This is a genomic window from bacterium, from assembly GCA_018812485.1.
In the GTDB taxonomy this organism is placed as follows: domain Bacteria; phylum JAHJDO01; class JAHJDO01; order JAHJDO01; family JAHJDO01; genus JAHJDO01.
The window spans coordinates 1-24,287 of sequence record JAHJDO010000082.1 but is presented as its reverse complement, the minus strand read 5'-3'; the positions used below and the strand labels follow the sequence as shown (position 1 = coordinate 24,287).

The following is a 24,287-nucleotide window of genomic DNA, read 5'->3' as shown; positions in this document are numbered from 1 at the left end:
TGGACGTTATCTAAAAGGGGAAATCAGATGCTGGTATGACAATAGGCTTATTGGTGTTCAAACAGCTAAAAATGAAGACCTAAATATTGTGCACTTTTAAACTTTAAACTGTGCACTTTTAAATTTTAGCTAACAGCTTTTCTACAGATATTTCTATTTCTTTCGGTTTGAGCAAATCTTTTAGCTTGCCGGAGACAATAAGTTGCCCTTTATCCAGAATCCCTATACTGTCACAGAGCATTTCTACATCATGCAGAACATGGGAACAAAAAAAGACTGTTCTACCCTGCTTCTTTATATTAAGGACTGTATTCATCACCTCCTTTCTACCCACTGGGTCTAATCCCGCTATTGGCTCATCAAAAAAAACTAAATCCGGATCATTAATCAATGTCTGAGCAATACCAATACGTTGAAGCATACCTCTGGAAAACTTTCTTAAAGGGATTTTTCGACTATCTGTTAATCCAACCATGTCCAACAGCTCCTCGATTTTCTTGTATCGTTCTTTTTTTGGGATTTTAAATATCTTGCCATAAAAATTCAATAATTCAACAGACGAAAACGACTCATAAAAATAGGGGCTCTGTGGAAGAAATCCTATTTTTCGCTTTATTTCTATATCCCCAATTTGTTTTTCTAAAATCCAGGCTGTACCAGCTGTAGGCGCAGTAAGACCCAGTAACAGATTAATAGTTGTTGTTTTGCCTGCTCCGTTTGACCCTAAAAATCCATATATTTGATTGGGAGAGACTTGAAGATTTAAATCTTCAAGAGCCTTTGTTTCTTTTCTGCTACCTTTATAAATCTTGGTAAGATGCTCTGTCTTTATAGCTAACATTATCCAGTAAAATTTATTTATACTCTCTTGAGAGTACTAATAAATCTTTCTAAAAGCAAGATTTATTTTACAACACCTCTAACATTCTATCTACTGCTCCCTTGGCTCTAATTTGAATATCTTCAGGGACTTTGACCTCATAACGCATATCTTCTAAGCACCATAATACTTTTTCCAAGGTGGTCAGTTTCATGTTTGGGCATATGGCCTGAGCTGAAAGAGGATAAAATTTCTTTTCAGGGTTTTCTTTGCGTAATCTATAGAGCAGTCCTACCTCAGTGCCTATAATTATTTCAGAGGCGCCGGACAGTTTTGCGTACTCACACATTCCACTGGTAGAGAGAGTTTCATCAGCGAGTTGAATTACTTTGAGTGTACACTCAGGATGAACAATAACTTTCGCTTCAGGATGGGCTTTTCTTTGTCTCGCAATATCCTCCGGTATAATCTTGGTGTGGACAGGACAATAACCATTCCAAAGAATGAGCTTGCGATTAACTTTTGTAGATACGTAGTGCCCCAAATATTTGTCAGGAACAAAGATAATCTCTACAGCATCCTTTAATGACTCTATCACCTTAACGGCATTTCCAGAAGTACAGCAGATATCAATCTCTGCCTTAACCTCAGCAGAAGTATTAACGTAACCTACTACCGTTGCTTTTGGATGTTCTTTTTTTAAGGCTTTTAGCTCGTCTCTGGTAATCATATCAGCCATAGGACACCCGGCATTTATATCAGGCATAAGAACTATCTTGTCCGGACAAAGGATGGATGCTGTCTCAGCCATAAAGCGGACTCCGCAGAAAACGATTACATCAGCATTGGTCTCGCTTGCTGTTCGGCTTAATCCCAAAGAATCACCAATATAATCAGCAATATCCTGAACTTCACCTATTTGGTAATTATGGACAAGGATTACAGCATTCATTTTCTTTTTTAATTCTAATATCTTTTCTACTAAATTTTTATTTATTTTTAATTTTTGCATTTTAATCTTTAATTTTATTTATCGTTCCTCCTCCGATAACTTCTTCCCCGTTATAAAATACCACTGCCTGACCTGGTGTAATTGCTCGTTGGGGAGAATCAAACTTCACCTTAACCTTGCCTTCGTTTAACGGAATGACAGTTGCCTGCGAGGGCTGATGCAGGTATCTTATCTTTGCTTCCACTTTAATAGGGGTTTCTAATTTCTCTATATTTATAAAATTTATATTATCGGCAATTAATTCATTTGTATAGAGTTCTTCTTCCTTGCCTGCCCTAATGGTATTGTTCTTCTTGTCAATAGCAATTACGTATAAAGGATTCTTATCCGCTATCCCCATCCCTTTGCGTTGGCCAATGGTATAAAAAATGATTCCTTTGTGCTCTCCGATAACTTTCCCTTCTTTATTTACAATAGGACCGGGTTTTATCTCTTCAGGAACACATTTCTTAACGAACTCTCCATAGTTATTATCAGGGATAAAACATATTTCCTGAGATTCCGGGCTATTTACCACATGTAAATTTCTCTCTTCAGCAATCTTCCTTACGCGCTCTTTGGTAAGATCTCCAAGAGGCATCAAAGTGTATTTCAACTGTTCCTGAGTCATTGTATATAACACATAGGACTGATCTTTTTTAGTATCAATCCCTTTTTTAAGGACATATCTGTCCTCTGTCCTCTGTATCCTTACATAGTGGCCTGTAGCGATATAATTTGCGCTTAACTCTTTTGCTTTTTTAGCTAAAGCGTCAAACTTTATGTATTTATTGCATCTGATACAAGGGTTTGGTGTTCTTCCTGCCTTGTACTCCTCGCAGAAGTTGGAAATTACCATATCTTGGAAAATATCCCTGAGATTCAATACATAGTGAGGGATTCCCAACTTGTTAGCTACCCTCTTTGCGTCCTCAATGCCCGCTGCGCCGCAACAGCCATCCCAATCTTTGGAACGCTCCCAGATATGCATAGTAATGCCGATAACTTCAAATCCCTCATCTTTAAGTAAAGCGGCAGTAACAGATGAATCCACTCCACCGCTCATTGCTACAACTGCTCTTTTTTTCATCTTTATCCATTCTTCCACAATGGCGACATAGAACGGAGCTTCTCTACAATTCTCGGTAAGATCTCTAAAAGAAAATCAATATCTTCCCCTTTGGTGTATCTTCCCAGAGTAAAGCGTAAAGAGCTATGTGCTAATTCATGCGATAGTCCTAAAGCCAACAAAACATGTGAAGCTTCTAAGCTTGATGAACTACAGGCAGAGCCGGTAGAAACAGCAATTCCTTCCATATCTAAATTAAGAAGCATTGATTCTCCCTCTACAAATTTGATGGAGACATTGATATTGTTAGGAAGCCTTTTTGTAGGGTGTCCGTTCAGGCGAACATGGTTTATCTTTTCGAAGATGCCCTTTATTAATTTATCTCGCAAAGTGGTTAATTCCCTTCCTTCTTCCTTCATCTTCTCTTGAGCAATCTCCACCGCTTTGCCAAACCCCACAATGGCTGGGACATTCTCGGTAGATGCACGACGGTTCTTTTCCTGATCCCCTCCGTGCATAAACGAGACCATTCTCGTGCCCTTTCTTACATAGAGCGCTCCAATTCCCTTAGGTCCGCAGAACTTATGGCCGGATATACTGAGTAGATCTAAATTAAGCTCATCAACATTTATTGGGATGTGCCCAAAGGTCTGGACAGCGTCTGTGTGAAAACAAATTTTTTTTTCTTTAGCGATTCTACCTATTTCTGCTATTGGTTGGATTGTCCCTATCTCATTATTGGCGTGCATAACAGAGATAAGAATAGTTTTATCAGTAATTGCTTTTTTTACATCCTCTGGGGCTAGCAACCCATCTTTGTTCACAGGAAGATAGGTTGCCCTAAAACCCATCTTCTCTAAGAACTTACAGGGCGCAATTACGCAATGATGTTCAATAGATGAAGTAATAATATGATTTCCTTTATGTTTATTAGCATAGGCTAAACCTTTAAGAGCAAAATTATTACTTTCTGTGCCTCCGCTGGTAAAGATAATCTCCTCCTGCTTTGCACCTAATAGAGAAGCTATCTTTTCTCTGGCTTCCTCTATTGCTGCTTTGCATTCCTGTCCAAAGGAGTGAATACTGGAAGGATTGCCGAATTTATCAGTAAAATACGGTAACATTGTCTTTACTACTTCCGGGGCTGTAGGCGTAGTAGCCGCATAGTCAAGGTATATTCTTTTCATTCTTCTTCATCTCCTTAATATTTTTTTAACTGTCTTTCTTTTATCCAACAATACAATACTGGAACTAAGATCAAATTAGACAAAGTTGCCGTAATTAATCCTCCCACTGTCGGGGATGCCATTGGTTTCATAATTTCAGAACCTGTTCCTGTAGATAGCATAACCGGCATAAGGGCTATAATTGTAGTCATTGTTGTCATCATTGCCGGTCTCACCCTCAGCAATCCTCCCTCAATCACGGTTTGACGAATATTTTCTATGGTTTTAGGAACCTTCTTTTTAAATAAATCATCTAAGGTGGAAAGTAGTACTACTGCGTTATCTGTAGCTACGCCAAATAAGGCAATAAATCCTACCCACACCGCAGTAGAAAATTTAAAATCTAACAAGAATAACAAAATTATGCCTCCCATAAGCGATACAGGAATACCTGTTGAGAGAATAAATAAAGAGCTAAAATTTTTAAATGCCATATAAAGCAAGAGTAATATTATGCTTAAAGCTATAATTAGTGATGGAATAAGCTTTTTTCTTGATTCCATCTCTGATTCAAACTGACCTGACCAGCTTATAAAATATCCTGATGGAAGTTTTAGCTCGCCGCTTTTTATCTTATTCTCTACAGCTTTTTGTGCATTTTTAACGAAATCTATCAATCCTACCTTTTCCTGATTCACGTTGACAAATACTCTGGCGTAAGTAAGGGTATTTTCCGAGTTAACTACCGCCGGGCCAGAAACTTTCTTCAGTTTTGCTACTTGGGCTAAGGGAATATGTTTTCCCTCTGGCGTGGGAACAAAAATCCTCTCTAAAGCCTGCGGACTATCCCTTAATTCTCTTAAGTATCTTACTCTTACTGGATATCGTTCTCTACCCTCAACCGTTGTTGTCAAATTCATACCGCCAATTGCTGTCATAATAATATGCTGTATATCTCCAACTTTTACGCCATATCGGGCTGCTTGTTCTCTATCTATATCAATTTCAAAGTAGGGTCTATTGGATATACGTTCAGCGTATGGACTTACTGCGCCCTCCACCTGACTTATAATCCTTTCTATCTCGACAGCAATCCCCACAATTTTATCTAAATCTGCGCCAAAAACTTTGACACCAACAGGTGTCTGTATTCCTGTAGCTAACATATCAATTCTATTTCTTATTGGCTGGGTCATTATCGGGCTTACTCCAGGCATCCTGGTCTTCTCCTGAATCTCCACAATCAGTTTCTCGCGTGTCATACCTTTTCGCCAGAATTTTTTATCTTTAAGGTGAATTATCGTCTCAATCATTCCCACGGGTGCAGGATCAGTCGCGGTTTCAGCACGTCCAAGCTTACCCACTACCCACTCAACTTCAGGAAATTCATTTTTAATAATGATGTCCTGCTTTTTCATTACCTCCATGACCTGGGTTAAAGATGTGCCAGGAAGAAGTACCGGCATAAACAATAGATCCCCCTCATTCAATGGCGGCATAAACTCCTGTTTCATTAAAGATGCGCATAATAGGCCTACAATTATAACTGCAAGAGAAATCAGGATTACAATCTTTTTATGCTTCAATGACCAGCCAATAATAGGATTATATCCTTTATGCAAGATTCGTGTAGTTTTATTCTCGGAAGCATCTCGTAATCTGCCTCTTAAAAAATAATATGAAAGTGTTGGTAAAAGCATGAGGGCAATTATCGCTGCACCTACCATAGCAAATGTCTTTGTAAAGGCAAGCGGTCTGAAAAGTTTTCCGGCTTGTCCTGTTAAGACAAAAACTGGAATAAAGCCTACAATAGTTGTAAGCAAAGCAAAAAGAACAGGTTTCCCTACCTCTTGCGCACCTTCTATACAGGTATTTAATCTTTCCTCTGATGTAAGTTTTGAAACTCCTGTTTCTTTTTGTCTTGTAGCTAACTTTCTATAAATATTCTCAACCAATACACATCCAGAATCAACCATCACACCTATGGCTATGGCAATGCCACCTAAGGACATTATGTTGGCATCTACGCCAAATTGACGCATAAAGATAAAAGCGATTAATACGCCAATCGGCAATACGATAGATATAACGACGCTGCCCAAGAAATGCAAAAGAAATACAATGATGACAAAGACTGTAATAATGATTTCTTGAGTTAAAGCGCTTTTAAGTGTCCCAATAGCGCGCAAAATTAAGCTGGTACGATCATAAAAAGGAACTATTTTTACCCCTTTTGGCAAGCCTACGGATAACTCTTTTATTTTTCCCTTAATACGTTCAATAACTTTTAAAGGATTCTCTCCATAACGCATAAGGACGACGCCACCAGTAACCTCTTTGCCTTCTTTATCCAGGGCGCCTCTACGAAATTCCGGGCCTATTGTTACATTAGCAATATTTTTTACGTATATTGGTACTCCCTCTTTTATATCCACAACAATATTTTCAATGTCAGAGGTATTTTTTATAAACCCTAAGCCTCGAACAATAAATTCTACTCCGCCTTCTTCAAAAACTTTTGCGCCTACATCAATGTTGGATTTCTGGACAGCGTTTATAAGCTCATGAATTTTGATATTGTGAGCAAGGAGTTTGTTGGGATCTATATCTATTTGATATTGCTTCACATACCCGCCCACTGAAGCAACTTCTGAGACTCCTTCAACAGCATTTAATTGATAGCGGATATACCAGTCCTGGATAGAACGAAGCTCGACCAAATCATAACCTTCCCCCTCAACTGTATACCAGAATATCTGGCCTAAGGCTGTTGCATCCGGGCCTAAGGTAATAGAGACATCTTTGGGGACATCCTTCTTTGCAAAATCTAATCTCTCCAGAACTCTTGTCCTTGCCCAATAAAAATCTGTTCCTTCTTTAAAAATCATATTTACCAGACCAAAGCCGAAGGCGCTTGTTGAACGCACCACCTTTACTCCAGGAGTACCCATAAGTCCAGTAGTCAAAGGATATATTACCTGATCCTCTACATCTTTTGGACTTCTCCCCGGCCAATCTGCATAGACAATTACCTGAAGCTCGCCAATATCGGGAATGGCGTCTATGGGAGTATTTTTCATTGAAGAGAAACCCCAGACGATAAGGAGGGCAAAAGCTGCTATAACCAGAAATCTATTTTTAAGACAGCTTTCGATGATTTTGTTTATCATAATTTATGCTTTAATGTTGATGAACTGGCGGCGCCTTTTTTTCTTCCATACCCATCGCTCCGCCATACGCCGCTGCTACAACCCCGCTAATCTGGCTTTGTGAATCAATAAGGAAGTTTGCTTTAGTTACAACTAACTCATTTTCTTTAAGACCTCTAAGAACAGGATAAAATTTAGTAACTCTGCCATCTATTTTAGATGTAGCCTCGGGTCCAATTTCAACAATTCTTCCCTCATACTCCCCATTTCTTTTGTCAATCCAGACAATCTTACGCGTGCCTGTATCCAATACCGCATCTTTAGGAATTGCCAAAACCATATGCTCGCCGTCTGGACTCATATACATACTTATAATTACCATATCCACATACATCTCCGGCTTTAATTTTAAATCGGGATTGTCGACTTGTGTTCTGAATCTTACTGAACGCGTTTTTGAATCAAGCACAGGATTTACCGAAGAAATAACCCCATCAAATTCCTTGCCAGGAAAAGACGAAGTAGTAACTTCCACTTTCTGACCTGCTTTTATCCAACTTAATTCATATTCGTAAACATCACCATAAATCCACATCTTTTTTTCTGGTAAAATAAGACTTGTCTGAACTTCTCTTTTTTTCTCTAATTCATTAATCTGCTCTTGGCTTAAACCTAAAAGTTTTAATTTTCTTTTTGAAGATTCAACTAAATTTCCGGTTCTTTCTTTGATTTCAGAAATTGCTCCTTCCTGTATTTTATCTAAAGCCTTCAGGCTAGAAATAAATTCCTCTTCGGCAATTGCAAGTTTCGGATCATAGGCAACTCTGCCTACAGTGCGAATTTCTTTGTAAAGATGAAGCTTCCTTGCAGGCTCGGTCTTAACCCCTGCCAACCTTATCTCATCACCTTTTATCTTAACCCTGCTTACAACATCTTTTGACTTATCTATTTCTTCTTCATCTTTAGCATCTTTTCTATACACTGGTATCAATTTCATATTACAGATTGGACAGTTCACATTCCCTCTATTGTACTCTTTTGGCGAAACTTTTACGCTTGGATGCATACCGCAGGTATAATGAACTATTTCTTTCTCTATGGATTCCTTGCTAACTTGCGACGAGACTGCTGACTCTTTTTTGCTGCAAGATGTAAGAGAAGATATCACTACAGCTAAAATAATGAGACCTATTAAGAGCCATATATATTTAACAAATTTAGATCTTCCACAACAATTCATCTTTATTTCCCTCCTTATAAATTTTTACCCACAACCCTTTCTAAAAATGCAATGGATTTCTGATAATCCACTATTACTTTATAATAAGCTAACCTTGTTTGTAAAAGTGCTCTTTCCGCATCAAGCCAGTTTAAAAAATCAACTCTGCCTGTTTCGTAGCCGGTTCTTGCCGCTTCAAAAGACTGCTCTGTCTGTGGCATTAATGCAGTTTTATATAATAAAATGATATCTTTGTAAGTAGTAATCTTAAAATATACATCCTCTATCTCATAAGTTACACTATTTTCTATATTTTGATAATTTTTTTTACTTGCTGCCAATTTTACTTCTTTCTCTTTGAGTTGATATCTCAATTTGCCAAACCATATAGGAATATTTACTGAAACCGTTCCCATCCAGGCGTCCTGGCCATCATTAGATACTGATGTATGACCATTTCCCACTTGAATATAGTCAAACCCAAATGTAAAGTCAGGGAAACGATCCAATCTGACCAAAGATTTCTCATGTTCAGCCCTCTCTACATCCAAATTAGCTATCAATAGCTCCTGCTTTGAGGATTTAGCTATTTGGTGCAGCTCATCAAGCTTATATTTAAACTCTATTGGTTTGACAGTATCAATTCTTCTCAACTCTGTACCTTTTGGTCTATTAAGGATACTATTCATCTTTGCCTCAAGGCTCTTTCTATTTTGTTTCAATAGAAATAATTTATTGATTAACTTTGAAAGTTCTACCTGGGCTTTAATCACATCCTGTTGAGGTACAATGTCTGACTCATATTTTCTTTGAGCCACTCTCTCTAAACTTTCTAATATAGTCTTTTCTTCCTCAGTTATCTGAATAGCTTTATCTACCCAGAAAATATCATAATAAACAAGTTTAATATTTTTTATGACTTCACGTTTTGTGGCTTCATATTTTTCTCTGAACATATCTACATGTTTAGACTGAACCTTTGCTTTTAGGCTGAGTTTCCCTGGAAAAGGAATTTTCTGTGACAAGCCATATTTCGCTTCCTGTGGGCCAACTTTTGTTTCGACTTTTTCCCCAAAGTAGGTATATTTTGCCTTAGGGTCAGGAAGACTTGATACCTGTTTGATCTTTTCCATAGCGGCCTGCCAATTATAGTAAGCAGCTTGAATCTCTGGGTTATTCCCTATCGCTTCATTAACTAAGTCCTGCAAAACTATTGTCTTCTCTTTTAGTATAGACTCAGCAAATAAAAGAGAAAAAAGACTGTAGAATATCAATATAATAAGAGGGACGTTTTTCTTCCAAAACATATACTTTGTTCCATTTCCTTATATATGTATGGATTACTTTAACATATTCCTCAATCTTTTTGAATACCTGCTCCATCGCTGAATTTTTCCGAATTTCTCTTTAAAAATGCACCTCCATTGCTCGGACTGGGCAAGCTTTTACACAAAATCCGCAAGCAATACATTTATTGTCATAGAAATGGACCTTTCTAGTTAAAGACTCTACTACTAAGGCACCAGTAGGACAAATCGGAACACAGACGCCACAATCAGTACATCTTCTTTCATTGCGAATGATATCTTGAGATAAAGGCTGTACTTTTACTCCGACCTCTGTCAAATACTGGATGCCTTGTTTATAGTCTTCGCCCTCTCCGCTCAATTCTAAAACTAAGAGACCTTCTTCTCTGGGGGTAACATAAGCCTTTAAGATATTAAACTCAAGATTATAGTCTCTAACCAACTTACATACTATCGGTTGGTCTACAAGTTTATGGGGAAAATGAAGAACCATTCTTTTAGAGATCATCTCTATAGTCTCCTACTTCTTTACTCTATCCTGAGTGTTATTCAATAGGTCTTTCATTTAGTGGCTTGAAGGTATATCCTGTCTCTGGGCCGGGCAGATAGGCCACAGGCTCACTCAGAAGAAAATCGCCTTTTTCAATCCATTCCTTCAGGATGTTAGCAATCTCTACTGCTTTGGAGTAACTTGATAGATTTCCGGTAGGTACTTTCTTCCCTTCAACAGTAATCTCTCCACTATTGAGCTGAGCATAGTTCACTTCACCAAGACTGTCCTTTTTCCCCTGCGGATAGGCTTCACTATAATCAATAACTTGAGCCCAAATCTCCTCGTCTTTCACTGCTGTATATCGGCATATCTCCTCATTCAGAATTGGAATAGGAATGCCAATGCCAACGGTGAGGGTTACTCCATAGCCTTGCATTGTCGTTCCTCGCAGCCACTCTGAACTCATCTGTTTAAGATCCCCTAAAACTGCCAATGTTCCTGCTGGTGCCTGAGGGACTCCGTTATCCTTGCGTTTCACTGCCGGGTTATGCTGCGTACCTTGCCAGACCACAAAACCCGTTCCACCCCCTAAGAAAATCTTCGTCCCGATACCAATAGTCTTATAATACGGGTCATTCAAAAGTGGCGAAAGCTGTCCAGCGCTACAATAATTGGCGTTGCCTAATTTAGTTTTCAGTGTTCCCATATAGGTATAGATAATCTTATCAGATGGATTCACTGCTACATTGTAGTTTTGATAAACATTGCGCGGATTAAAAAGCACTGCTTCATTCATGTCCTTAATGTTTATCCATGTTTCTAATTTTTTTCTAGGATAACAGTCAGTGCCATAGGCAGTAGCTACTAATTTTAAATCCTTACCTGCTACCAAATCTTCAATCACATGACCCCCGCCATATTTGAACTCTCCGGGAAAAACCTTATTTCGCGGGTCATCATCAGGTATGGCAGTAGCTCCGACATAAACATCCACAGCAGCAAAACCTGCATAAGCCGGCACATCATTCAGATATGTTCTGCCTCCCCCGAGTTTCATCTTCGGCTTAGTATGTCCGATATTGAAATATGCGCCGGATGAGCACATCGGACCAAAGGTTGCAGTAGTAACTACATCTACCTCTTTGGTCGCTTCAGCAACACCTTTTTTTTCAACAATGTCGATAATTTCCCCGGCGGTAACTACTACAGCCTCTCCCTTTTTAATCTTTTCGTTAATTTCTTTAATTGTCTTTGCCATCTTTGTCTCCTATCTTATTATGGTTTTAGTTAGAATTTTCTCATGGAAATTACAGAGCTCATACTCACTCTTAAGTTGGGCGTGGATTACTTCCTCCTGCCAATGGGCATTATAAAGCCTGCAGTTTTTATCTTTACAGAATGGATCTCCCGTCATATGAAATAATAAAGCTTGTAATGAATAACCCTTCATTACTTCAGTCAATCTAGAATCATCATAATCAATAAATCTCCCTTTGAATTCCTCCTTTAAAGCGAGAAAATTCATTCCCATCTGTCGCTTTAGATAAAATTCCCTCGGTTTAGCCGGCGCTTCAACAACTCCTGTGGTAGAGATGATAGAAGGAAATCCAAATACTGCTACACGGGCGTGATATCTTAAATCATTCTCATCCCATGTACCAAAGAGCTGATTGGTAAATATAATATGACAGTAATTAAAATTAGACTCTATCTTGGGGATTAGTTTAGCAAAGATACTAAGCATCCTAAAACCGTCATACAAAATTCCTGCAGCTTTATGTCCAGAATCCATCAGCCTTCTTTTTTCGTAATTTATCTCAACAGGCAAAGGTTCTAAAAACGTATCCTTTTTCTTTATGTCAGAAATCTTAATACTAGCTAATTCTCTGGCTGTCGTTTCTAAAAAATTTTCTTTAGGGATGAAATCTTCTCTTATCTCAACCTTTGCCTTTCTGAGCCTCTTCCTCAAAGAGATTGCAATCTCTTTAACATTTAAAGATTTTGTCTTTCCCCCATCGTAGAGATAAATAAAAGAAGGCTGCTGCATCTTTGTCAATCGGAAGCTAACAGCTTCTTTGCTACCTCTGCACCTCTTATCCCTGAAAGCAGCATTCCTCCAAATGTCGGCCCCATCCGCGGAAGCCCATAAGTAGTACTCACAGCCATACCAATAACTATTAATCCCGGATGAGCTACACCCGTATGTTCTACCAGCAGATCTTCAGACCTCTCTACCCACATTGCCCCAAAGCCTTTTGTCTTAATCAATCCTCTTTCTTCTAACACCTTCACCACACAGGCATCATGGCCGGTAGCGTCAATAAGAAGTTTTGCTTCTAATGCCACCGGGTCAACACAGGTAATCTCGCGCGGCAATGCCTTTATCGGAGTCCAGTTGATTACAGCCCCTGCCACGCGGTTCTCTTCACGCAAAACGACATCGTCAAATATGCTCATATTAGCAAATTTTACTCCGGCATCGCAAGCAGCGGCAATGAGTTTGGAACAGGCGTGCGGGCCGTCTGCTACATAGAGCCCGTCAACCGCCTTCACAAAAGGCACCCCCAGCTCAATCAATACTTCCTGAGCCGGTTCCCTTACGGTTATTTTATTCATCAGATAACCGCCAATCCAAAAACCGCCGCCAAGATAATTATTCCGCTCTACAATTAAAACCTTATGGCCTTCCTTTGCTAATTCCTTACCCGCCATCAGACCGCTAGGACCGCCGCCGATAATAATACAATCGCTTTCCACATACTCCAGAAACTGCTTGCTAAACTCTTGAACAATCGCTCGAGTAACTTCCTTTTCTCCAACCTGACTAAAGATCTTTTTCGGCATAACTCCTCCCTTTTTTAAATTATTCCACTATATCGCCCACAATGGGCTCAACTTTTACACTGCTCTTCTCTAAATATTTTATTGCCTTCTCCAAATCATTTTTTGTGCCGCTTAATTCCAGAGTTACCTCTCCTACAGTCTCAGTAACTCTGGCTCTTCGGATATTTGGAACTACATTATACTTCTTTGCCATAGTAAAAATCACAGGCTTTTTAATCAATTTCTGGGGAAATACTAAATGCATCATTTTCTTTGTCATCTTCAATTCACCTCCTTTCGTCTTAGACTACAAAACTCTTCATAGTCTATTAGTTTTGTTATGGTCGGGCTTTCACCACATATTGGACATTTTGGATCTTTTGGTACTTTTACATGCCTGAAAGAAGAATCTAACGCGTTAAAAACTAAAAGTTTTCCAGTCAAAAGATTACCTATGTCTAGGATATATTTCAATACCTCGTTTGCCTGAACTACCCCGATTATACCTGCAACCGCTCCTAAAATTCCTGCTTCCTGGCAGCTCGGCACAAGCCCAGGTGGCGGAGGTTCAGGGAATAGACATCTATAGCAGGCATTGTTACCAGGCAAAATTGTCATTGCCTGACCATCGAATTTAAATATACCACCATGAGAAAGCGGTTTTTTAGAAAGAACACAGGCATCATTTACCAGATAGCGTGTTGGGAAATTATCAGAGCCATCTACAATTATATCGTAGTCCCTTATAATATCTAAAATATTCTCTGAAGTGAGCCTAATATTATATGGGGTAACTTCCACATCTTGATTTATTCCATTAAGTTTATCTTTAGCAGATTCTACCTTTGCTCTTCCTATATCTTTTGTAGAATGGAGAATCTGCCTCTGAAGATTACTGAGGTCAACCTTATCTGAATCTACAATCCCAATCCTGCCAACACCTGCGGAAGCTAAGTATAAAGCACAGGGAGAACCCAGCCCTCCGGCGCCTATTATTAACACCTTGCCATTTAAAAGTTTTTCTTGTCCCTTTCCGCCTACATGTGGAAGAAGTATCTGGCGGGAATAACGTTCAATCTGGTCTTCGCGTAGGCTACTCATCTATGATTCTCCGTTGTTCTCTGCCCACCGGCTATAGCAGGTACGATTGAAACTTCATCCCCCTCCTTAAGAAGTGTTTCGTCTTGCTGCAGGAACCGCACATCTTCTCCGTTTACATAAATATTGATAAACCTGCGTACCTTACCAGTCTCATCACAAATCCTCTCTTTGATTCCTGGAAAATTTTTCTCTAAATCATCAATTAACGTATTTATGTTTGCAGCCTTCGCTTTAACTTCTGCCTGATTCTGAGTAAATTTCTGAAGTAACGTAGGAACTCTGACTGTGATTGGCATTTTAACCTCCTTTTACATTTTCTTCAAACAAGGCGATATTAGGTTTAATTTTTATTGGTTTACCTATTTCCTCTGCAACTGCTTCTTGAGTCTTTAATCCATTTCCAGTTATGCACACAACAATAGATTCATCTTTAGGAATTTTGCCCTGTTCAATTAATTTTTTTGTAACTCCTAAAGTTACTCCTCCAGCTGTCTCAGTAAATATACCTTCCGTTGTGGCTAAAAGTTTTATTGCCTCAACAATCTCCCCGTCAGATACATCTTCTGCCCATCCGCCACTCTCTTTTACAGTCCCAACTGCATATACTCCATCAGCAGGATTTCCTATGGCTAAGGATTTAGCAATAGTTGCGGGCTTAACAGGTTTTATAATTTCAGAATTTTCTTTTACCGCAGTAACTATAGGGCAGCATCCAATGGCTTGGGCTGCATAAATTTTGGTATTGGGTTTCTCAATCAAGCCTAACTTATGAAATTCTTTCAGGCTCTTCCATATCTTGGTAATGAGAGAGCCTCCTGCGCAAGGAGATATTATATGTTTTGGCGCTTTCCATCCTAATTGCTCAGCAATCTCATATCCATATGTCTTTGAGCCTTCGGCATAGTAAGGTCTGATATTTATATTGACAAATGCCCACTTGTGTTTTGTAGCAATCTCTGAGCACAATCTGTTTACCTGGTCATAATTTCCTTCAACTGCCACTAAAACAGGTTTATAAATGAGGGTGCCAATGACCTTGCCGCGTTCAAGGTCAGCAGGAATAAAGATATAACTTTTAAGGTTAGCAATCGCAGCCTGCGCCGCCACAGAATTTGCTAAGTTGCCGGTAGATGCACAGGCTACAGTATCAAAACCAAATTCTTTTGCTTTAGACAAAGCTATTGCAACCACCCTGTCTTTGAAAGATAGTGTGGGATGATTTACAGAGTCATCCTTTATATAGAGCTCTTTTACACCCAATGCCTTCTCTAATCTTTTAGCTCTTATTAAAGGAGTAAATCCTGAGTTTAAACCATCTGTAGGTTCTCCATCTATAGGTAGGAGTTCTCTATAACGCCAGAGATTTTTTGGTCTTGACGCTATTATTTCTCTCGTCAAGCATTTCCTTATCTTCTCATAGTCATAATCAACCTCTAAGGGGCCAAAACAATACTCACATACATATAAAGCCTCTTTCGGATAATTCCTACCACATTCCTTGCATTTTAATCCTTTTACATAACTCATATAATCACCTATTATTTTTAATTAACAATTTCCAACATCCATCTATTTTCTCCACTTTTAGAATCTCGTGCCCCTCTTCTTTCACAGCCCGAGGGACACTTCTAATAGGTTCGCCGTCGTCTAAAATTATCTCGAGAACCTGCCCCTCGCCCATTTCTTCAAGTTTAAGCTTTGTCTTAACAAAATTCATGGGGCAAATAACGCCGGATAAGTCGATTCTTTCATCAATTCTTACCTCATTCATCATAGCCCCCTTTTAATCACAATATCTACCTATAAAATATTTAAGACCTAAACGCTCAAGTGTATCTCTGAAACGCTCTCCTTTCTTTCCTTCTTTTTTATAAAACTCAAAAGCTTGCGTTACTATTCTCAATAATTCCTCTTCTGAACATATAAAATCAATTGCCTTAATACCCAATTTGGGGAATTTGCCCATCTTCCCACCTAAAAATAGGCGAAAGCCTTCTGTAACCTTCTCCCAGGCTCCTGGAGGACAACTAAATACGCAGTCTCCACATCCAATACATTTACTTTGGTTAAATTCGAGCTTCTTATTTTTTATCTTGATCACTTTTACCGGGCAGACTTCTACGCAAAGGCCACAGAGATTACATAAATCTTTCTTAAATCTTTTGGACATAACTCCCATAATGCCGATGTCATTTTCCTGTGGCTTAATGCAAGCATTAGGACATCCTGTAATTCCAATTTTTAGTTTATGGGGTAACCCTGCTTTACCAAAAAGTCTCTCATCAATCTTTTTAGCTATTTTCTGACTATCAATTAGACCATGAGAACAACTCACTCCCTGGCAAGCAGTTATAGTTCTGACACGAGGGCCACAAGCGCCTACCTCTAAGTCTACTTCAGCTAATTCTCTCTTTAATTTTTCAAAATCCTTAAAATGCACATAAGGAATTTCTATGCCCTGTCGTGTAGTAAGATGAATGTGTCCATGGCCATATTTCTTGGCAATCTCTGCCAACTTAGGAAGTTGATCGCTGTGAATATATCCACCAACAACGCGCAACCTGACGGAAAAAAGATCCTTTTCCTTCTGCTTCATAAACCCGCCGCTTTTTAATTCCTTTATATTATACTCAGCCATCTCAAGCCCCCTCTTCAAAATATTTTTCCATTGAAAAATATCGCTCTCCTGTATCTGGCAAAATTACAACCACTACTTTGCTTTTACCTATATCCTTGGCAATTTTTAATGCAGCCCAGGTAGCTGCTCCTGCTGATATTCCTACAAACAGGCCTTCCTCTCTGCATAACCTTCGGGAAGTCCTGAATGCGTCATCATCATCTACCTGTATTACCTCATCAATTATATCTCGATTTAAAACCTGTGGAATAAAGCCTGCACCAATCCCTTGAATTTTGTGAGGACCTGGTTCTTTCCCAGATAACACTGCACTTGCCTTTGGCTCAACTGCTACTATCTTAATCTTTGGATTTTTTTGTTTTAAGACCTCCCCAACTCCGGTTACAGTTCCACCTGTGCCAATTCCTGCAACAAAGGCATCGATATTTTCTTTGATGACATCCAATATCTCTTTAGCAGTTGTCTTTCTATGAATCTCGGGATTTGCCTCATTTTTAAACTGCTGAGGTATGAAACTATTTGGAATCTTTTTCAAAAGTTCTTCTGCCTTTTTAATCGAACCTAGCATACCTTCCGCTCCAGACGTAAGCACCACTTCTGCCCCATAAGATTTAAGAATATAAATCCTCTCTACGCTCATTGTCTCAGGCATTGTAAGGATGCATTTATAACCTTTAACTGCCGCAACCATTGCCAGTCCTATCCCTGTATTTCCACTCGTCGGCTCAATAATAGTGGATCCTGATTTCAACAATCCTTTTCTTTCAGCATCTTCAATCATTGAAAGGCATATTCTGTCTTTAACGCTTCCACCTGGATTAAGATATTCTAATTTCGCCAGAATCTTCGCCATACCCGGCTCAACAATTTTGTTGAGTCTTACCATAGGAGTCTTACCTATTAATTCTAAAACATTATTTGCTAGTTTTGTTTCCATGTTACCTCCATTTTTGCTTCCGCCGCCCATATAATAGACGAACTCTACCTTATCGTCGGATTTAAGCCGTGTTGTATTATATCCATCTTTTTCTATAATTTCATCATTTAATTCCACAGTAACAACTTCAGGCCTTACTTTTTTAAACTCTAAAAGCTTTGAAATACTCATGTCATCTTTGATGTCATCTTTTTTCCCATTTAAGTAGATTGTCATACCCATTTTATTGCCTCCTTAATTTTTTCAATATTTCATCGACTAATTTTAAAGTTTTATTTATATCCTCTTTGCTATGTACAGTAGATAAAAAATTCGCCTCAAATCCTGAAGGAGAAAAATAGACTCCTTCTTTTAATAAACCATGATAAAATCTTTTAAATAAATGTATATCTTGCATTTTTGCTGTTCTATAATCTTTTACATCTTTGTCTGTAAAAAATATACTAAACAGCGAGCCAATATAATTAACCTTCAATTTTATGTTATATTTATCAGCTCTTGCCTTTATCCCTTCACACAATTCTTTTGTCTTTTTCTCTAACACCTTGTAGGGATTAGTTTTCTTCAGTGTCTTTAAAGTAGCTATGCCTGCTGTAACTGCAATTGGATTGCCTGACAATGTGCCTGCTTGATACACACCTCCCAGAGGTGCCAGAAGTTGCATTATCTTTTTCTTTCCCCCAAAAGCGCCAACTGGTAACCCTCCTCCGACAACCTTTCCCAGGCAGGTTAAATCCGGTTTTACATTGAAATACCCTTGCGCTCCACTATAAGAAAGTCTAAAACCAGTAATTACCTCATCAAATATTAACACTGTATTATACTTATTAGCAATTTTTCTTAAAGCTTGTAAAAATCCAGAGTTTGGTAAAATGACACCGGAGTTTCCTGTTACTGGTTCAACAATTATTACTGCCAGATCCTTATGGTATTTCTCTGCTATCTCCTGAACCTTCCTTATATTGTTAAATGGAAGCACAATCGTATGTTTAGTAAAATCTTTTGGCACACCCAGACTATCTGGTATTCCTAATGTAGCTTGCCCTGAGCCACCTTTTACCAAAAGATAATCCACATGGCCATGATATGAGCCTTCAAATTTTATAATCTTATTTTTTTTTGTATATGCCCTTGCAAGTCTTACCGCACTCATTACTGCCTCTGTCCCGGAATTCGTTAATCTGACTTGCTCAATTGAAGGAACAGCCTCCACGATAAGTTTAGCTAGTTCTGTTTCTAATTTCGTTGGAGCACCAAAACCCGTCCCTTTTTCTATAGCCTTCCTTAGAGCTTCCACAACCTTTGGATGGGCATGCCCCAAAATCAATGCGCCCCAAGAAAGGCAATAATCGACAAATTCTCTTCCGCATTCACCATAAATTTTTGCACCCTTCGCCTCTTTTACGAAAACGGGGTATCCCCCTACAGCTTTAAACGAACGAACAGGACTGTTTACGCCTCCAGGGATATATTTTTTTGCTTCATCTAATAAATTTTTTGCTAAGTTTAACGTAGCCATTTTCCGACCTTTTTTCCAAAATAACTGATAATTAAATCTGCTCCTGCTCTTTTTATAGAAGTAAGAACTTCAAGCGCCAAGTCTCTTTCTCTGGTTTTATCACCAGCCGAAACTTTCTTAATCATACTGTATTCCCCGCTCACATTATAGGCGGCAATAGGAATATTAAATTTCTCTTTTGCTCTATAGATAATATCCAAATAGGCTAAAGCAGGTTTAACCATAACTATATCTGCACCTTCATCTATATCTTGCTTAACCTCTCTTAGGGCCTCGTCTGAGTTTCTGTAGTCCATTTGATAGGTCTTTCTGTCTCCGAACTCGGGCGCTGAATCCAATGCCTCTCTAAATGGCCCATAGAAATTTGATGCATATTTAGCTGAATATGCCAATATCCCTACATCTTTAAATCCACCTTTATCTAGACTTTCTCTTATTGCCCTAACCTGTCCATCCATCATTGTTGAAGGAGCTGCAAAATCTGCTCCTGCCTCTGCATGAGATAGAGCAATCTCCACTAAAACTTCCAAAGTAGCATCATTATCTATGCTTTTATTCTTAACTATTCCGCAGTGTCCATGAGAAGTATATCCGCAAAGACAAACGTCGGTTATAACAATTAAATCCTTAAATTCTTTTTTTATTGCCTTAATGGCCTTCTGGACAACTCCATTCTTTCTATAGGCTTGAGATCCTATTTCATCTTTTGTCTCAGGAATTCCAAATAAAAGAATAGATTCTATCCCAGCTTTTTGCGCTTCCGTTATATCTTTAAGCAAATTATGAATGGATAAATGATAAACTCCTGGCATAGATTTAATAGGCTCTTTTACATTCTTACCTTCAACAACAAAATATGGCAGAATAATATCTTTAGGACGAAGCTCTGTTTGGCTAATCCAGTCTCTGACAGCCTTATCTTTTCTCAATCTTCTTAGTCTAACAGCCGGCATTTCTTGGCCTCCTTCAGGGTCACCTCGCCAATACATCTAGGTTTAACTTGTTTGGGAAGTTTTTTATATCTTTTCTCAAAATTCCTCACTGTTGAAGGGCTGGTAAACATAATCTCATCAAAAGAATTCATATCCAAATCTGGTAAATCCTTTGGCATTACATTTCTATAGGCAAAGCTTGAAATAACCTTGGCCCCTAATTTTTCAAAGGCTTTTGCTAAACCTTTATCAGAAATATCCGAGCGAGGTAAAAATATCTTTTTACCTCTAAGCTTTTCTTTTTGAAATCTTTCAAGCAGTCCCTCTGATGACTCCTTTTTGGGCACTAAATCTGCAAAAATTCCAAAATCTAAAAGCCGATTCTTTGTGGAATTTCCAATAGCTGCAATCTTTATGTTGCTGAGATTCCTCGAGTCATAACCGAGGACTTTTAGCCTTTTAAAAAAGTATTCTACCCCATAGCGGCTTCAAAGACTATCCAGTTGAAATCTTTAATATTCTTTAAATAATTATCAAACTCCTCGTAGTCCTTCATAGGTTCTATCTTAATTAGGGGAAGATGGAAATAAATGTCTTTTGTAAAAAATCTCTCCTTGGACAGCCCCGTGAATAAAATTCGCTTATTTCTCTTTAGCCAGTTGAATTTCTTTTCTAATTCTGCCACTTCGCCAATTATAACTATGGCAGGCGGTTTTATTTTCTCCCTTTTTGCCTTTGCCACAATATCCCTCAGAATGCCAGTAAAAACTTTCTGTGTTGGTAAACTCGCATCCTGAACTATGGCTACAGGCGTATCTTTATCTTTCCCAGCTTTAAGCACCTTTTCAACAATATTCTCCAAGTTCTCTACTGCCATATACAAAATTATTGTACCACTTTTTGCCAGGCTACCCCAATCAATAAGGCTTATTCTCTTTTTTGGGTCCTCGTGTCCAGTAACAAAAACACAGCTAGAGGCAAACCTTCTATCAGTGAGAGGAATGCCGCCTAAACAAGAGGCAGCGCTTGCTGCGGTAACTCCGGGAACGACCTCAAATTCTATTTTATTTTTAACTAATGTTTTTAATTCCTGTGAAAATCTACCAAATATAGAAGGATCTCCATTCTTAAGCCTTATTACTTTCTTGCCTTCTTTAGCTTTTCTAATCATTAAATTATTTATATTATCCTGTGCCTTCAAGAAGCCATCAGAGTATCTGCTTTTGCCTAACTGGTCGCAACATATTAATTCAGCCCCCTCTTTCACCTCATCAAAAAGTCTTTTATCAACAAGATAATCATAAATAACCACATCTGTCTCTCTAAGGATATTCAATCCTCTTACAGTTATCAAATCAGGTCTGCCCGGACCTGCACCAACTAAGTAGACCTTATGTGTCTTCATTCTCTATCCTCTGTATCAAATCCTTTACTTTCTGGCAAATTATTTCCCTTACTTCACGAAACTTTTCTATTCCCTTATCTTTCGGATCTTCTATCTCCCAATTTTCATCTATCTTGATTGCCGGACAACTATCTATACATCCCATTGAAATCGCTTTATCCATATCCTTTACTGTCTCAATATCTATTAATTTTGGCTTCTGGTTTGAAACATCAATGCCTATCTCTCCCATAACTTCTATTGCCAAAGGATTTACCCTGCCGGCTAAAGAAACACCTGCACTAAAAGCATTATGTTTACCTTTCACCAAATGATTAAAGATGCCTTCCGCCATCTGGCTACGGCAGGCATTTTCCACACAGACAAATAATATCTTCATCATCTTTCCTCGCCTCAAAAGCCAATTTTCCCTGTAAAGGATGCGGCTTTATAATATCAAAGGGTATCCGTTGTGTTATTCTATCCTCTAAGCCAAGCCGGATAAGTCCAGCCGCGGCAATTACAATACCATCCAGATCACTCCTATCTAACTTCGCTAATCGCTCTTCGATATTTCCACGAATATCTACAATCTGAAAATCACATCTAAATTTTTTTAACTGCTCCTTACGCCGTAAACTGCTTGTGCCGATTTTTGCACCATAAGGAAGTTCATCTAATTTTAAATCCTTTTTAGAAACCAATGCATCATAAGGATCTATTGATTTAGTCATAGCACAAACAACCAGTTCTTCATTTATCACATCCGGTAAATCTTTAGCGCTATGTATGGCTATATCTATTTCATTATTTAAAAGCGCTTTTTCAATAGTATCAGTAAAAAAATCTCCTCCTTCAATCTCTGAAATCGGCGTAGCCTTATCCATATCTCCAGAAGTATTATATCTCTTTATCTCAAACTCAATATTACGCTCTCCCAATAATCTCATCACTTCTTCCACCTGTTTTAAGGCTAAGCGGCTGGGACGAGTACCAATTTTAATCGTTTTTCCTTGTTCCAGAACTTCCCCCCTTCCTCTTTAATAATCTTTTCTGCTTCTTGAGCTTCTCTTATTCTTTTTTTGTAATTTTCTTCAACGGTTAAATTTAGGGCATCTAAATTGTATAAAAATATCTTATTAATATTTTTTATCTCAGGATCTACATCACGCGGTAGTGCTAAATCCATTATACAAAGAGGTTCTTTGCGGAATTTCATAATCTCTTGGATCATCTCTTTTTTCAAAATCAAATGGGGACAGGCTGTAGCACTAATAACAATATCCGTGGTTCTAATTTCATCCCTTAGGAAATTAAATCTAACCACTTTCCCGTTAATTTTTTCTGCGAGCTCCTTTGCCTTCTCATAGTTTCTATTAGCAACAAAAGTTCCCGCAATTCCTCTATCTACCAGATATTTAGCTACCAGTTCACTAATTTTCCCTGTGCCAATAATTAGAATCTTCTTGCCCTTCAAACCACCATATAAATTTTCAATCATTTTCAGAGCTACACTACCAATAGAGATATTCCCTTCGGATATTTTAGTTTTTTCACGAACAATTTTGCCTACTTCTATCGCTTTCTGAAATAATTTATCAAGGTATCCATTGGTCATTCCTGATTCTTTCGCCTGAAAATATGCATTTTTTACCTGACCCAAGATCTGAGTTTCTCCAACAACCTGAGAAGCGATTCCTGAACTAACCTTAAAAAGATGCTTAATCACCTCTTTCTTCTCCAGAAAATAGAAATATCGCAGTTCGTGGTTTGTAATGCTTAATGCGTTGCATAGAAATTCTCTCACTTTCTCTGAATAATCCTTATCTGCGAAATCTTGGCATGCAGGCGTAGTTACATACACCTCTGTCCGGTTGCAAGTAGAGAGAACTACAGCTTCTCTAATTAGATCATTATAAAGCAGCTTATAGATTTCAGGAATCTGCTTTTTGGAAAATGAATATTTTTCTCTCACTCTCAATGGAGCTGTCTTATGACTCAAACCTATTAAACCTAAATTAACTCTCATTGTTAGTTGCCTCTATCTTCAATTCCTCTTCAGTAATCTTTCCTTCCTCAATCTTAAATGGTCTAATATTCGGACTATTTTTATCTTTTAATGAAACGATCACATAAGATACCTCAGGATAAAAAGCCAATTCCACATCATGTGCAGAAGGATATGCCTCTGTTTCAGGATGGGAGTGATATATCCCCACCATTTCCAGTCCCAAATTTCTTATTTCCTTCATCACTTTAAGTTGTTCTTTCGGATCCATAAAGAATGTCTTTGAGCTTTTATCTGCGTTGGTCATCCTGTAAATTTTCTCTATCTTTCCATCTTTACCTGCCAGTATTCCGCAGGCTTCGTTAGGATAATCTTTCTGGCAGTGTTGAACCATCTCCGAAAGATAGGCTTTGTTTATCTTCATGTTATCCTCAGATATTATATTCCGGTGACTTCGATGTATTCCTCCCCCAAGCTATTCTTTCCCATATTCTTTCATGATAGTAGTAAAGCACAAGCCTAATTGTGTGAAATGTAATAGTTATCAGTGTTGTTTCTTTCAAATCCCGCGTGAACAACCAAGCCAGAATACCCAGTATCACTATACCTATAATTCTCCAAATAATTGACTTGACCCAGGAGCGTAATCTGGTATCAACTGCATTTGCCATCTCAATTCCCTAGTGCTTGTAAATTAAAGAATAGTCAAACTTGTTTTCTTGGCCGATGAT

Annotated in this window: 26 protein-coding genes and 1 pseudogene; all 27 read right to left on the bottom strand. The window is 38.4% G+C overall.

The window, feature by feature from the left end; all coding sequences use genetic code 11:
• Positions 1–118: 118 nt before the first annotated feature.
• The 27 genes and pseudogenes from KKC91_06575 to KKC91_06445 all read right to left on the bottom strand — a co-directional run bounded on the left by KKC91_06575 (position 119) and on the right by KKC91_06445 (position 24,227).
• Positions 119–841 (bottom strand): ABC transporter ATP-binding protein, encoded by a 723-nt coding sequence (locus tag KKC91_06575; GenBank protein MBU0478214.1) that lies wholly within the window; start codon positions 839–841, stop codon positions 119–121.
• A gap of 67 nt (positions 842–908) precedes the next feature.
• Positions 909–1,817 carry a quinolinate synthase NadA gene (gene nadA, locus KKC91_06570; protein MBU0478213.1) on the bottom strand — a complete coding sequence of 303 codons (909 nt, stop codon included), beginning with the start codon at positions 1,815–1,817 and terminating at the stop codon, positions 909–911.
• A 16-nt stretch (positions 1,818–1,833) separates the two neighbouring features.
• Entirely contained in the window at positions 1,834–2,901 is a 1,068-nt protein-coding gene (mnmA, locus tag KKC91_06565) for a tRNA 2-thiouridine(34) synthase MnmA (protein ID MBU0478212.1), read from the bottom strand.
• A 2-nt stretch (positions 2,902–2,903) separates the two neighbouring features.
• Entirely contained in the window at positions 2,904–4,067 is a 1,164-nt protein-coding gene (gene nifS, locus KKC91_06560; GenBank protein ID MBU0478211.1) for a cysteine desulfurase NifS, read from the bottom strand.
• A gap of 14 nt (positions 4,068–4,081) precedes the next feature.
• Entirely contained in the window at positions 4,082–7,216 is a 3,135-nt protein-coding gene (locus KKC91_06555) for a CusA/CzcA family heavy metal efflux RND transporter (GenBank protein MBU0478210.1), read from the bottom strand.
• Between the two features lie 10 nt (positions 7,217–7,226).
• Complete coding sequence (locus KKC91_06550) at positions 7,227–8,435, bottom strand: efflux RND transporter periplasmic adaptor subunit (protein ID MBU0478209.1); 1,209 nt, start codon at positions 8,433–8,435, stop codon at positions 7,227–7,229.
• Positions 8,436–8,449: 14 nt separating this feature from the next.
• Entirely contained in the window at positions 8,450–9,721 is a 1,272-nt protein-coding gene (locus KKC91_06545; GenBank protein MBU0478208.1) for a TolC family protein, read from the bottom strand.
• Positions 9,722–9,821: 100 nt separating this feature from the next.
• Positions 9,822–10,229 carry a 4Fe-4S binding protein gene (locus tag KKC91_06540; protein MBU0478207.1) on the bottom strand — a complete coding sequence of 136 codons (408 nt, stop codon included), beginning with the start codon at positions 10,227–10,229 and terminating at the stop codon, positions 9,822–9,824.
• Between the two features lie 37 nt (positions 10,230–10,266).
• Positions 10,267–11,472 (bottom strand): homocysteine biosynthesis protein, encoded by a 1,206-nt coding sequence (locus tag KKC91_06535; GenBank protein MBU0478206.1) that lies wholly within the window; start codon positions 11,470–11,472, stop codon positions 10,267–10,269.
• A 9-nt stretch (positions 11,473–11,481) separates the two neighbouring features.
• Positions 11,482–12,270 carry a hypothetical protein gene (locus KKC91_06530; GenBank protein ID MBU0478205.1) on the bottom strand — a complete coding sequence of 263 codons (789 nt, stop codon included), beginning with the start codon at positions 12,268–12,270 and terminating at the stop codon, positions 11,482–11,484.
• The gene (locus KKC91_06525; protein ID MBU0478204.1) at positions 12,267–13,058 is read right to left on the bottom strand and encodes a sulfide-dependent adenosine diphosphate thiazole synthase; all 792 of its coding nucleotides are present in this window, start codon (positions 13,056–13,058) and stop codon (positions 12,267–12,269) included. The genes KKC91_06530 and KKC91_06525 overlap by 4 nt, the downstream gene beginning before the upstream one ends.
• A 19-nt stretch (positions 13,059–13,077) precedes the next feature.
• Positions 13,078–13,317 carry an NIL domain-containing protein gene (locus tag KKC91_06520; GenBank protein MBU0478203.1) on the bottom strand — a complete coding sequence of 80 codons (240 nt, stop codon included), beginning with the start codon at positions 13,315–13,317 and terminating at the stop codon, positions 13,078–13,080.
• Between the two features lie 2 nt (positions 13,318–13,319).
• Positions 13,320–14,138: a molybdopterin-synthase adenylyltransferase MoeB gene (moeB, locus tag KKC91_06515; GenBank protein ID MBU0478202.1), complete on the bottom strand. Its 819-nt coding sequence runs from the start codon at positions 14,136–14,138 to the stop codon at positions 13,320–13,322.
• Positions 14,135–14,434 carry a MoaD/ThiS family protein gene (locus tag KKC91_06510; protein MBU0478201.1) on the bottom strand — a complete coding sequence of 100 codons (300 nt, stop codon included), beginning with the start codon at positions 14,432–14,434 and terminating at the stop codon, positions 14,135–14,137. The genes moeB and KKC91_06510 overlap by 4 nt, the downstream gene beginning before the upstream one ends.
• Position 14,435: 1 nt before the next feature.
• Complete coding sequence (locus tag KKC91_06505) at positions 14,436–15,665, bottom strand: threonine synthase (protein ID MBU0478200.1); 1,230 nt, start codon at positions 15,663–15,665, stop codon at positions 14,436–14,438.
• 4 nt (positions 15,666–15,669) lie between these two features.
• Positions 15,670–15,909 carry a sulfurtransferase TusA family protein gene (locus KKC91_06500; protein MBU0478199.1) on the bottom strand — a complete coding sequence of 80 codons (240 nt, stop codon included), beginning with the start codon at positions 15,907–15,909 and terminating at the stop codon, positions 15,670–15,672.
• A gap of 12 nt (positions 15,910–15,921) precedes the next feature.
• The gene (locus KKC91_06495) at positions 15,922–16,776 is read right to left on the bottom strand and encodes a 4Fe-4S binding protein (GenBank protein MBU0478198.1); all 855 of its coding nucleotides are present in this window, start codon (positions 16,774–16,776) and stop codon (positions 15,922–15,924) included.
• Between the two features lies 1 nt (position 16,777).
• The gene (gene cysK, locus KKC91_06490; GenBank protein ID MBU0478197.1) at positions 16,778–17,935 is read right to left on the bottom strand and encodes a cysteine synthase A; all 1,158 of its coding nucleotides are present in this window, start codon (positions 17,933–17,935) and stop codon (positions 16,778–16,780) included.
• 1 nt (position 17,936) lies between these two features.
• A complete protein-coding gene (gene hemL, locus KKC91_06485) occupies positions 17,937–19,232 on the bottom strand; it encodes a glutamate-1-semialdehyde 2,1-aminomutase (protein MBU0478196.1) in 1,296 nt (431 codons plus the stop codon).
• On the bottom strand, positions 19,220–20,185 hold the full coding sequence (hemB, locus tag KKC91_06480; GenBank protein MBU0478195.1) for a porphobilinogen synthase: 966 nt from the start codon (positions 20,183–20,185) through the stop codon (positions 19,220–19,222). The genes hemL and hemB overlap by 13 nt, the downstream gene beginning before the upstream one ends.
• Positions 20,167–20,646 (bottom strand): annotated as a pseudogene (locus tag KKC91_06475) (uroporphyrinogen-III synthase). The gene hemB and the pseudogene KKC91_06475 overlap by 19 nt, the downstream one beginning before the upstream one ends.
• On the bottom strand, positions 20,637–21,569 hold the full coding sequence (gene cobA, locus KKC91_06470; protein MBU0478194.1) for a uroporphyrinogen-III C-methyltransferase: 933 nt from the start codon (positions 21,567–21,569) through the stop codon (positions 20,637–20,639). Before cobA ends, KKC91_06475 begins: the two are co-directional and overlap by 10 nt.
• Positions 21,556–21,948 carry an arsenate reductase ArsC gene (locus KKC91_06465; GenBank protein MBU0478193.1) on the bottom strand — a complete coding sequence of 131 codons (393 nt, stop codon included), beginning with the start codon at positions 21,946–21,948 and terminating at the stop codon, positions 21,556–21,558. Before KKC91_06465 ends, cobA begins: the two co-directional genes overlap by 14 nt.
• Positions 21,908–22,570 carry a hydroxymethylbilane synthase gene (gene hemC, locus KKC91_06460; GenBank protein MBU0478192.1) on the bottom strand — a complete coding sequence of 221 codons (663 nt, stop codon included), beginning with the start codon at positions 22,568–22,570 and terminating at the stop codon, positions 21,908–21,910. Before hemC ends, KKC91_06465 begins: the two co-directional genes overlap by 41 nt.
• On the bottom strand, positions 22,522–23,577 hold the full coding sequence (gene hemA / locus KKC91_06455; protein MBU0478191.1) for a glutamyl-tRNA reductase: 1,056 nt from the start codon (positions 23,575–23,577) through the stop codon (positions 22,522–22,524). Before hemA ends, hemC begins: the two co-directional genes overlap by 49 nt.
• Entirely contained in the window at positions 23,567–23,980 is a 414-nt protein-coding gene (locus KKC91_06450) for a M67 family metallopeptidase (GenBank protein MBU0478190.1), read from the bottom strand. The genes hemA and KKC91_06450 overlap by 11 nt, the downstream gene beginning before the upstream one ends.
• Positions 23,981–23,987: 7 nt before the next feature.
• Complete coding sequence (locus tag KKC91_06445) at positions 23,988–24,227, bottom strand: DUF2061 domain-containing protein (GenBank protein MBU0478189.1); 240 nt, start codon at positions 24,225–24,227, stop codon at positions 23,988–23,990.
• Between the last annotated feature and the right edge of the window lie 60 nt (positions 24,228–24,287).

Coding starts and splice junctions, on each gene's coding strand:
- KKC91_06445 (MBU0478189.1), bottom strand. CDS start 24,227: ATGGCAAATGCAGTTGATACCAGATTACGCTCCTGGGTCAAGTCAATT.
- hemA (MBU0478191.1), bottom strand. CDS start 23,577: ATGAGAGTTAATTTAGGTTTAATAGGTTTGAGTCATAAGACAGCTCCA.
- cysK (MBU0478197.1), bottom strand. CDS start 17,935: ATGGGTATGACAATCTACTTAAATGGGAAAAAAGATGACATCAAAGAT.
- KKC91_06465 (MBU0478193.1), bottom strand. CDS start 21,948: ATGAAGATATTATTTGTCTGTGTGGAAAATGCCTGCCGTAGCCAGATG.
- KKC91_06555 (MBU0478210.1), bottom strand. CDS start 7,216: ATGATAAACAAAATCATCGAAAGCTGTCTTAAAAATAGATTTCTGGTT.
- KKC91_06575 (MBU0478214.1), bottom strand. CDS start 841: ATGTTAGCTATAAAGACAGAGCATCTTACCAAGATTTATAAAGGTAGC.
- KKC91_06500 (MBU0478199.1), bottom strand. CDS start 15,909: ATGAATGAGGTAAGAATTGATGAAAGAATCGACTTATCCGGCGTTATT.
- KKC91_06535 (MBU0478206.1), bottom strand. CDS start 11,472: ATGGCAAAGACAATTAAAGAAATTAACGAAAAGATTAAAAAGGGAGAG.
- KKC91_06505 (MBU0478200.1), bottom strand. CDS start 15,665: ATGAGTTATGTAAAAGGATTAAAATGCAAGGAATGTGGTAGGAATTAT.
- KKC91_06525 (MBU0478204.1), bottom strand. CDS start 13,058: ATGCCGAAAAAGATCTTTAGTCAGGTTGGAGAAAAGGAAGTTACTCGA.
- KKC91_06545 (MBU0478208.1), bottom strand. CDS start 9,721: ATGTTTTGGAAGAAAAACGTCCCTCTTATTATATTGATATTCTACAGT.
- moeB (MBU0478202.1), bottom strand. CDS start 14,138: ATGAGTAGCCTACGCGAAGACCAGATTGAACGTTATTCCCGCCAGATA.
- nifS (MBU0478211.1), bottom strand. CDS start 4,067: ATGAAAAGAATATACCTTGACTATGCGGCTACTACGCCTACAGCCCCG.
- mnmA (MBU0478212.1), bottom strand. CDS start 2,901: ATGAAAAAAAGAGCAGTTGTAGCAATGAGCGGTGGAGTGGATTCATCT.
- KKC91_06510 (MBU0478201.1), bottom strand. CDS start 14,434: ATGCCAATCACAGTCAGAGTTCCTACGTTACTTCAGAAATTTACTCAG.
- hemB (MBU0478195.1), bottom strand. CDS start 20,185: ATGCCGGCTGTTAGACTAAGAAGATTGAGAAAAGATAAGGCTGTCAGA.
- KKC91_06550 (MBU0478209.1), bottom strand. CDS start 8,435: ATGAATTGTTGTGGAAGATCTAAATTTGTTAAATATATATGGCTCTTA.
- KKC91_06450 (MBU0478190.1), bottom strand. CDS start 23,980: ATGAAGATAAACAAAGCCTATCTTTCGGAGATGGTTCAACACTGCCAG.
- KKC91_06495 (MBU0478198.1), bottom strand. CDS start 16,776: ATGGCTGAGTATAATATAAAGGAATTAAAAAGCGGCGGGTTTATGAAG.
- hemL (MBU0478196.1), bottom strand. CDS start 19,232: ATGGCTACGTTAAACTTAGCAAAAAATTTATTAGATGAAGCAAAAAAA.
- KKC91_06520 (MBU0478203.1), bottom strand. CDS start 13,317: ATGACAAAGAAAATGATGCATTTAGTATTTCCCCAGAAATTGATTAAA.
- KKC91_06540 (MBU0478207.1), bottom strand. CDS start 10,229: ATGATCTCTAAAAGAATGGTTCTTCATTTTCCCCATAAACTTGTAGAC.
- cobA (MBU0478194.1), bottom strand. CDS start 21,569: ATGAAGACACATAAGGTCTACTTAGTTGGTGCAGGTCCGGGCAGACCT.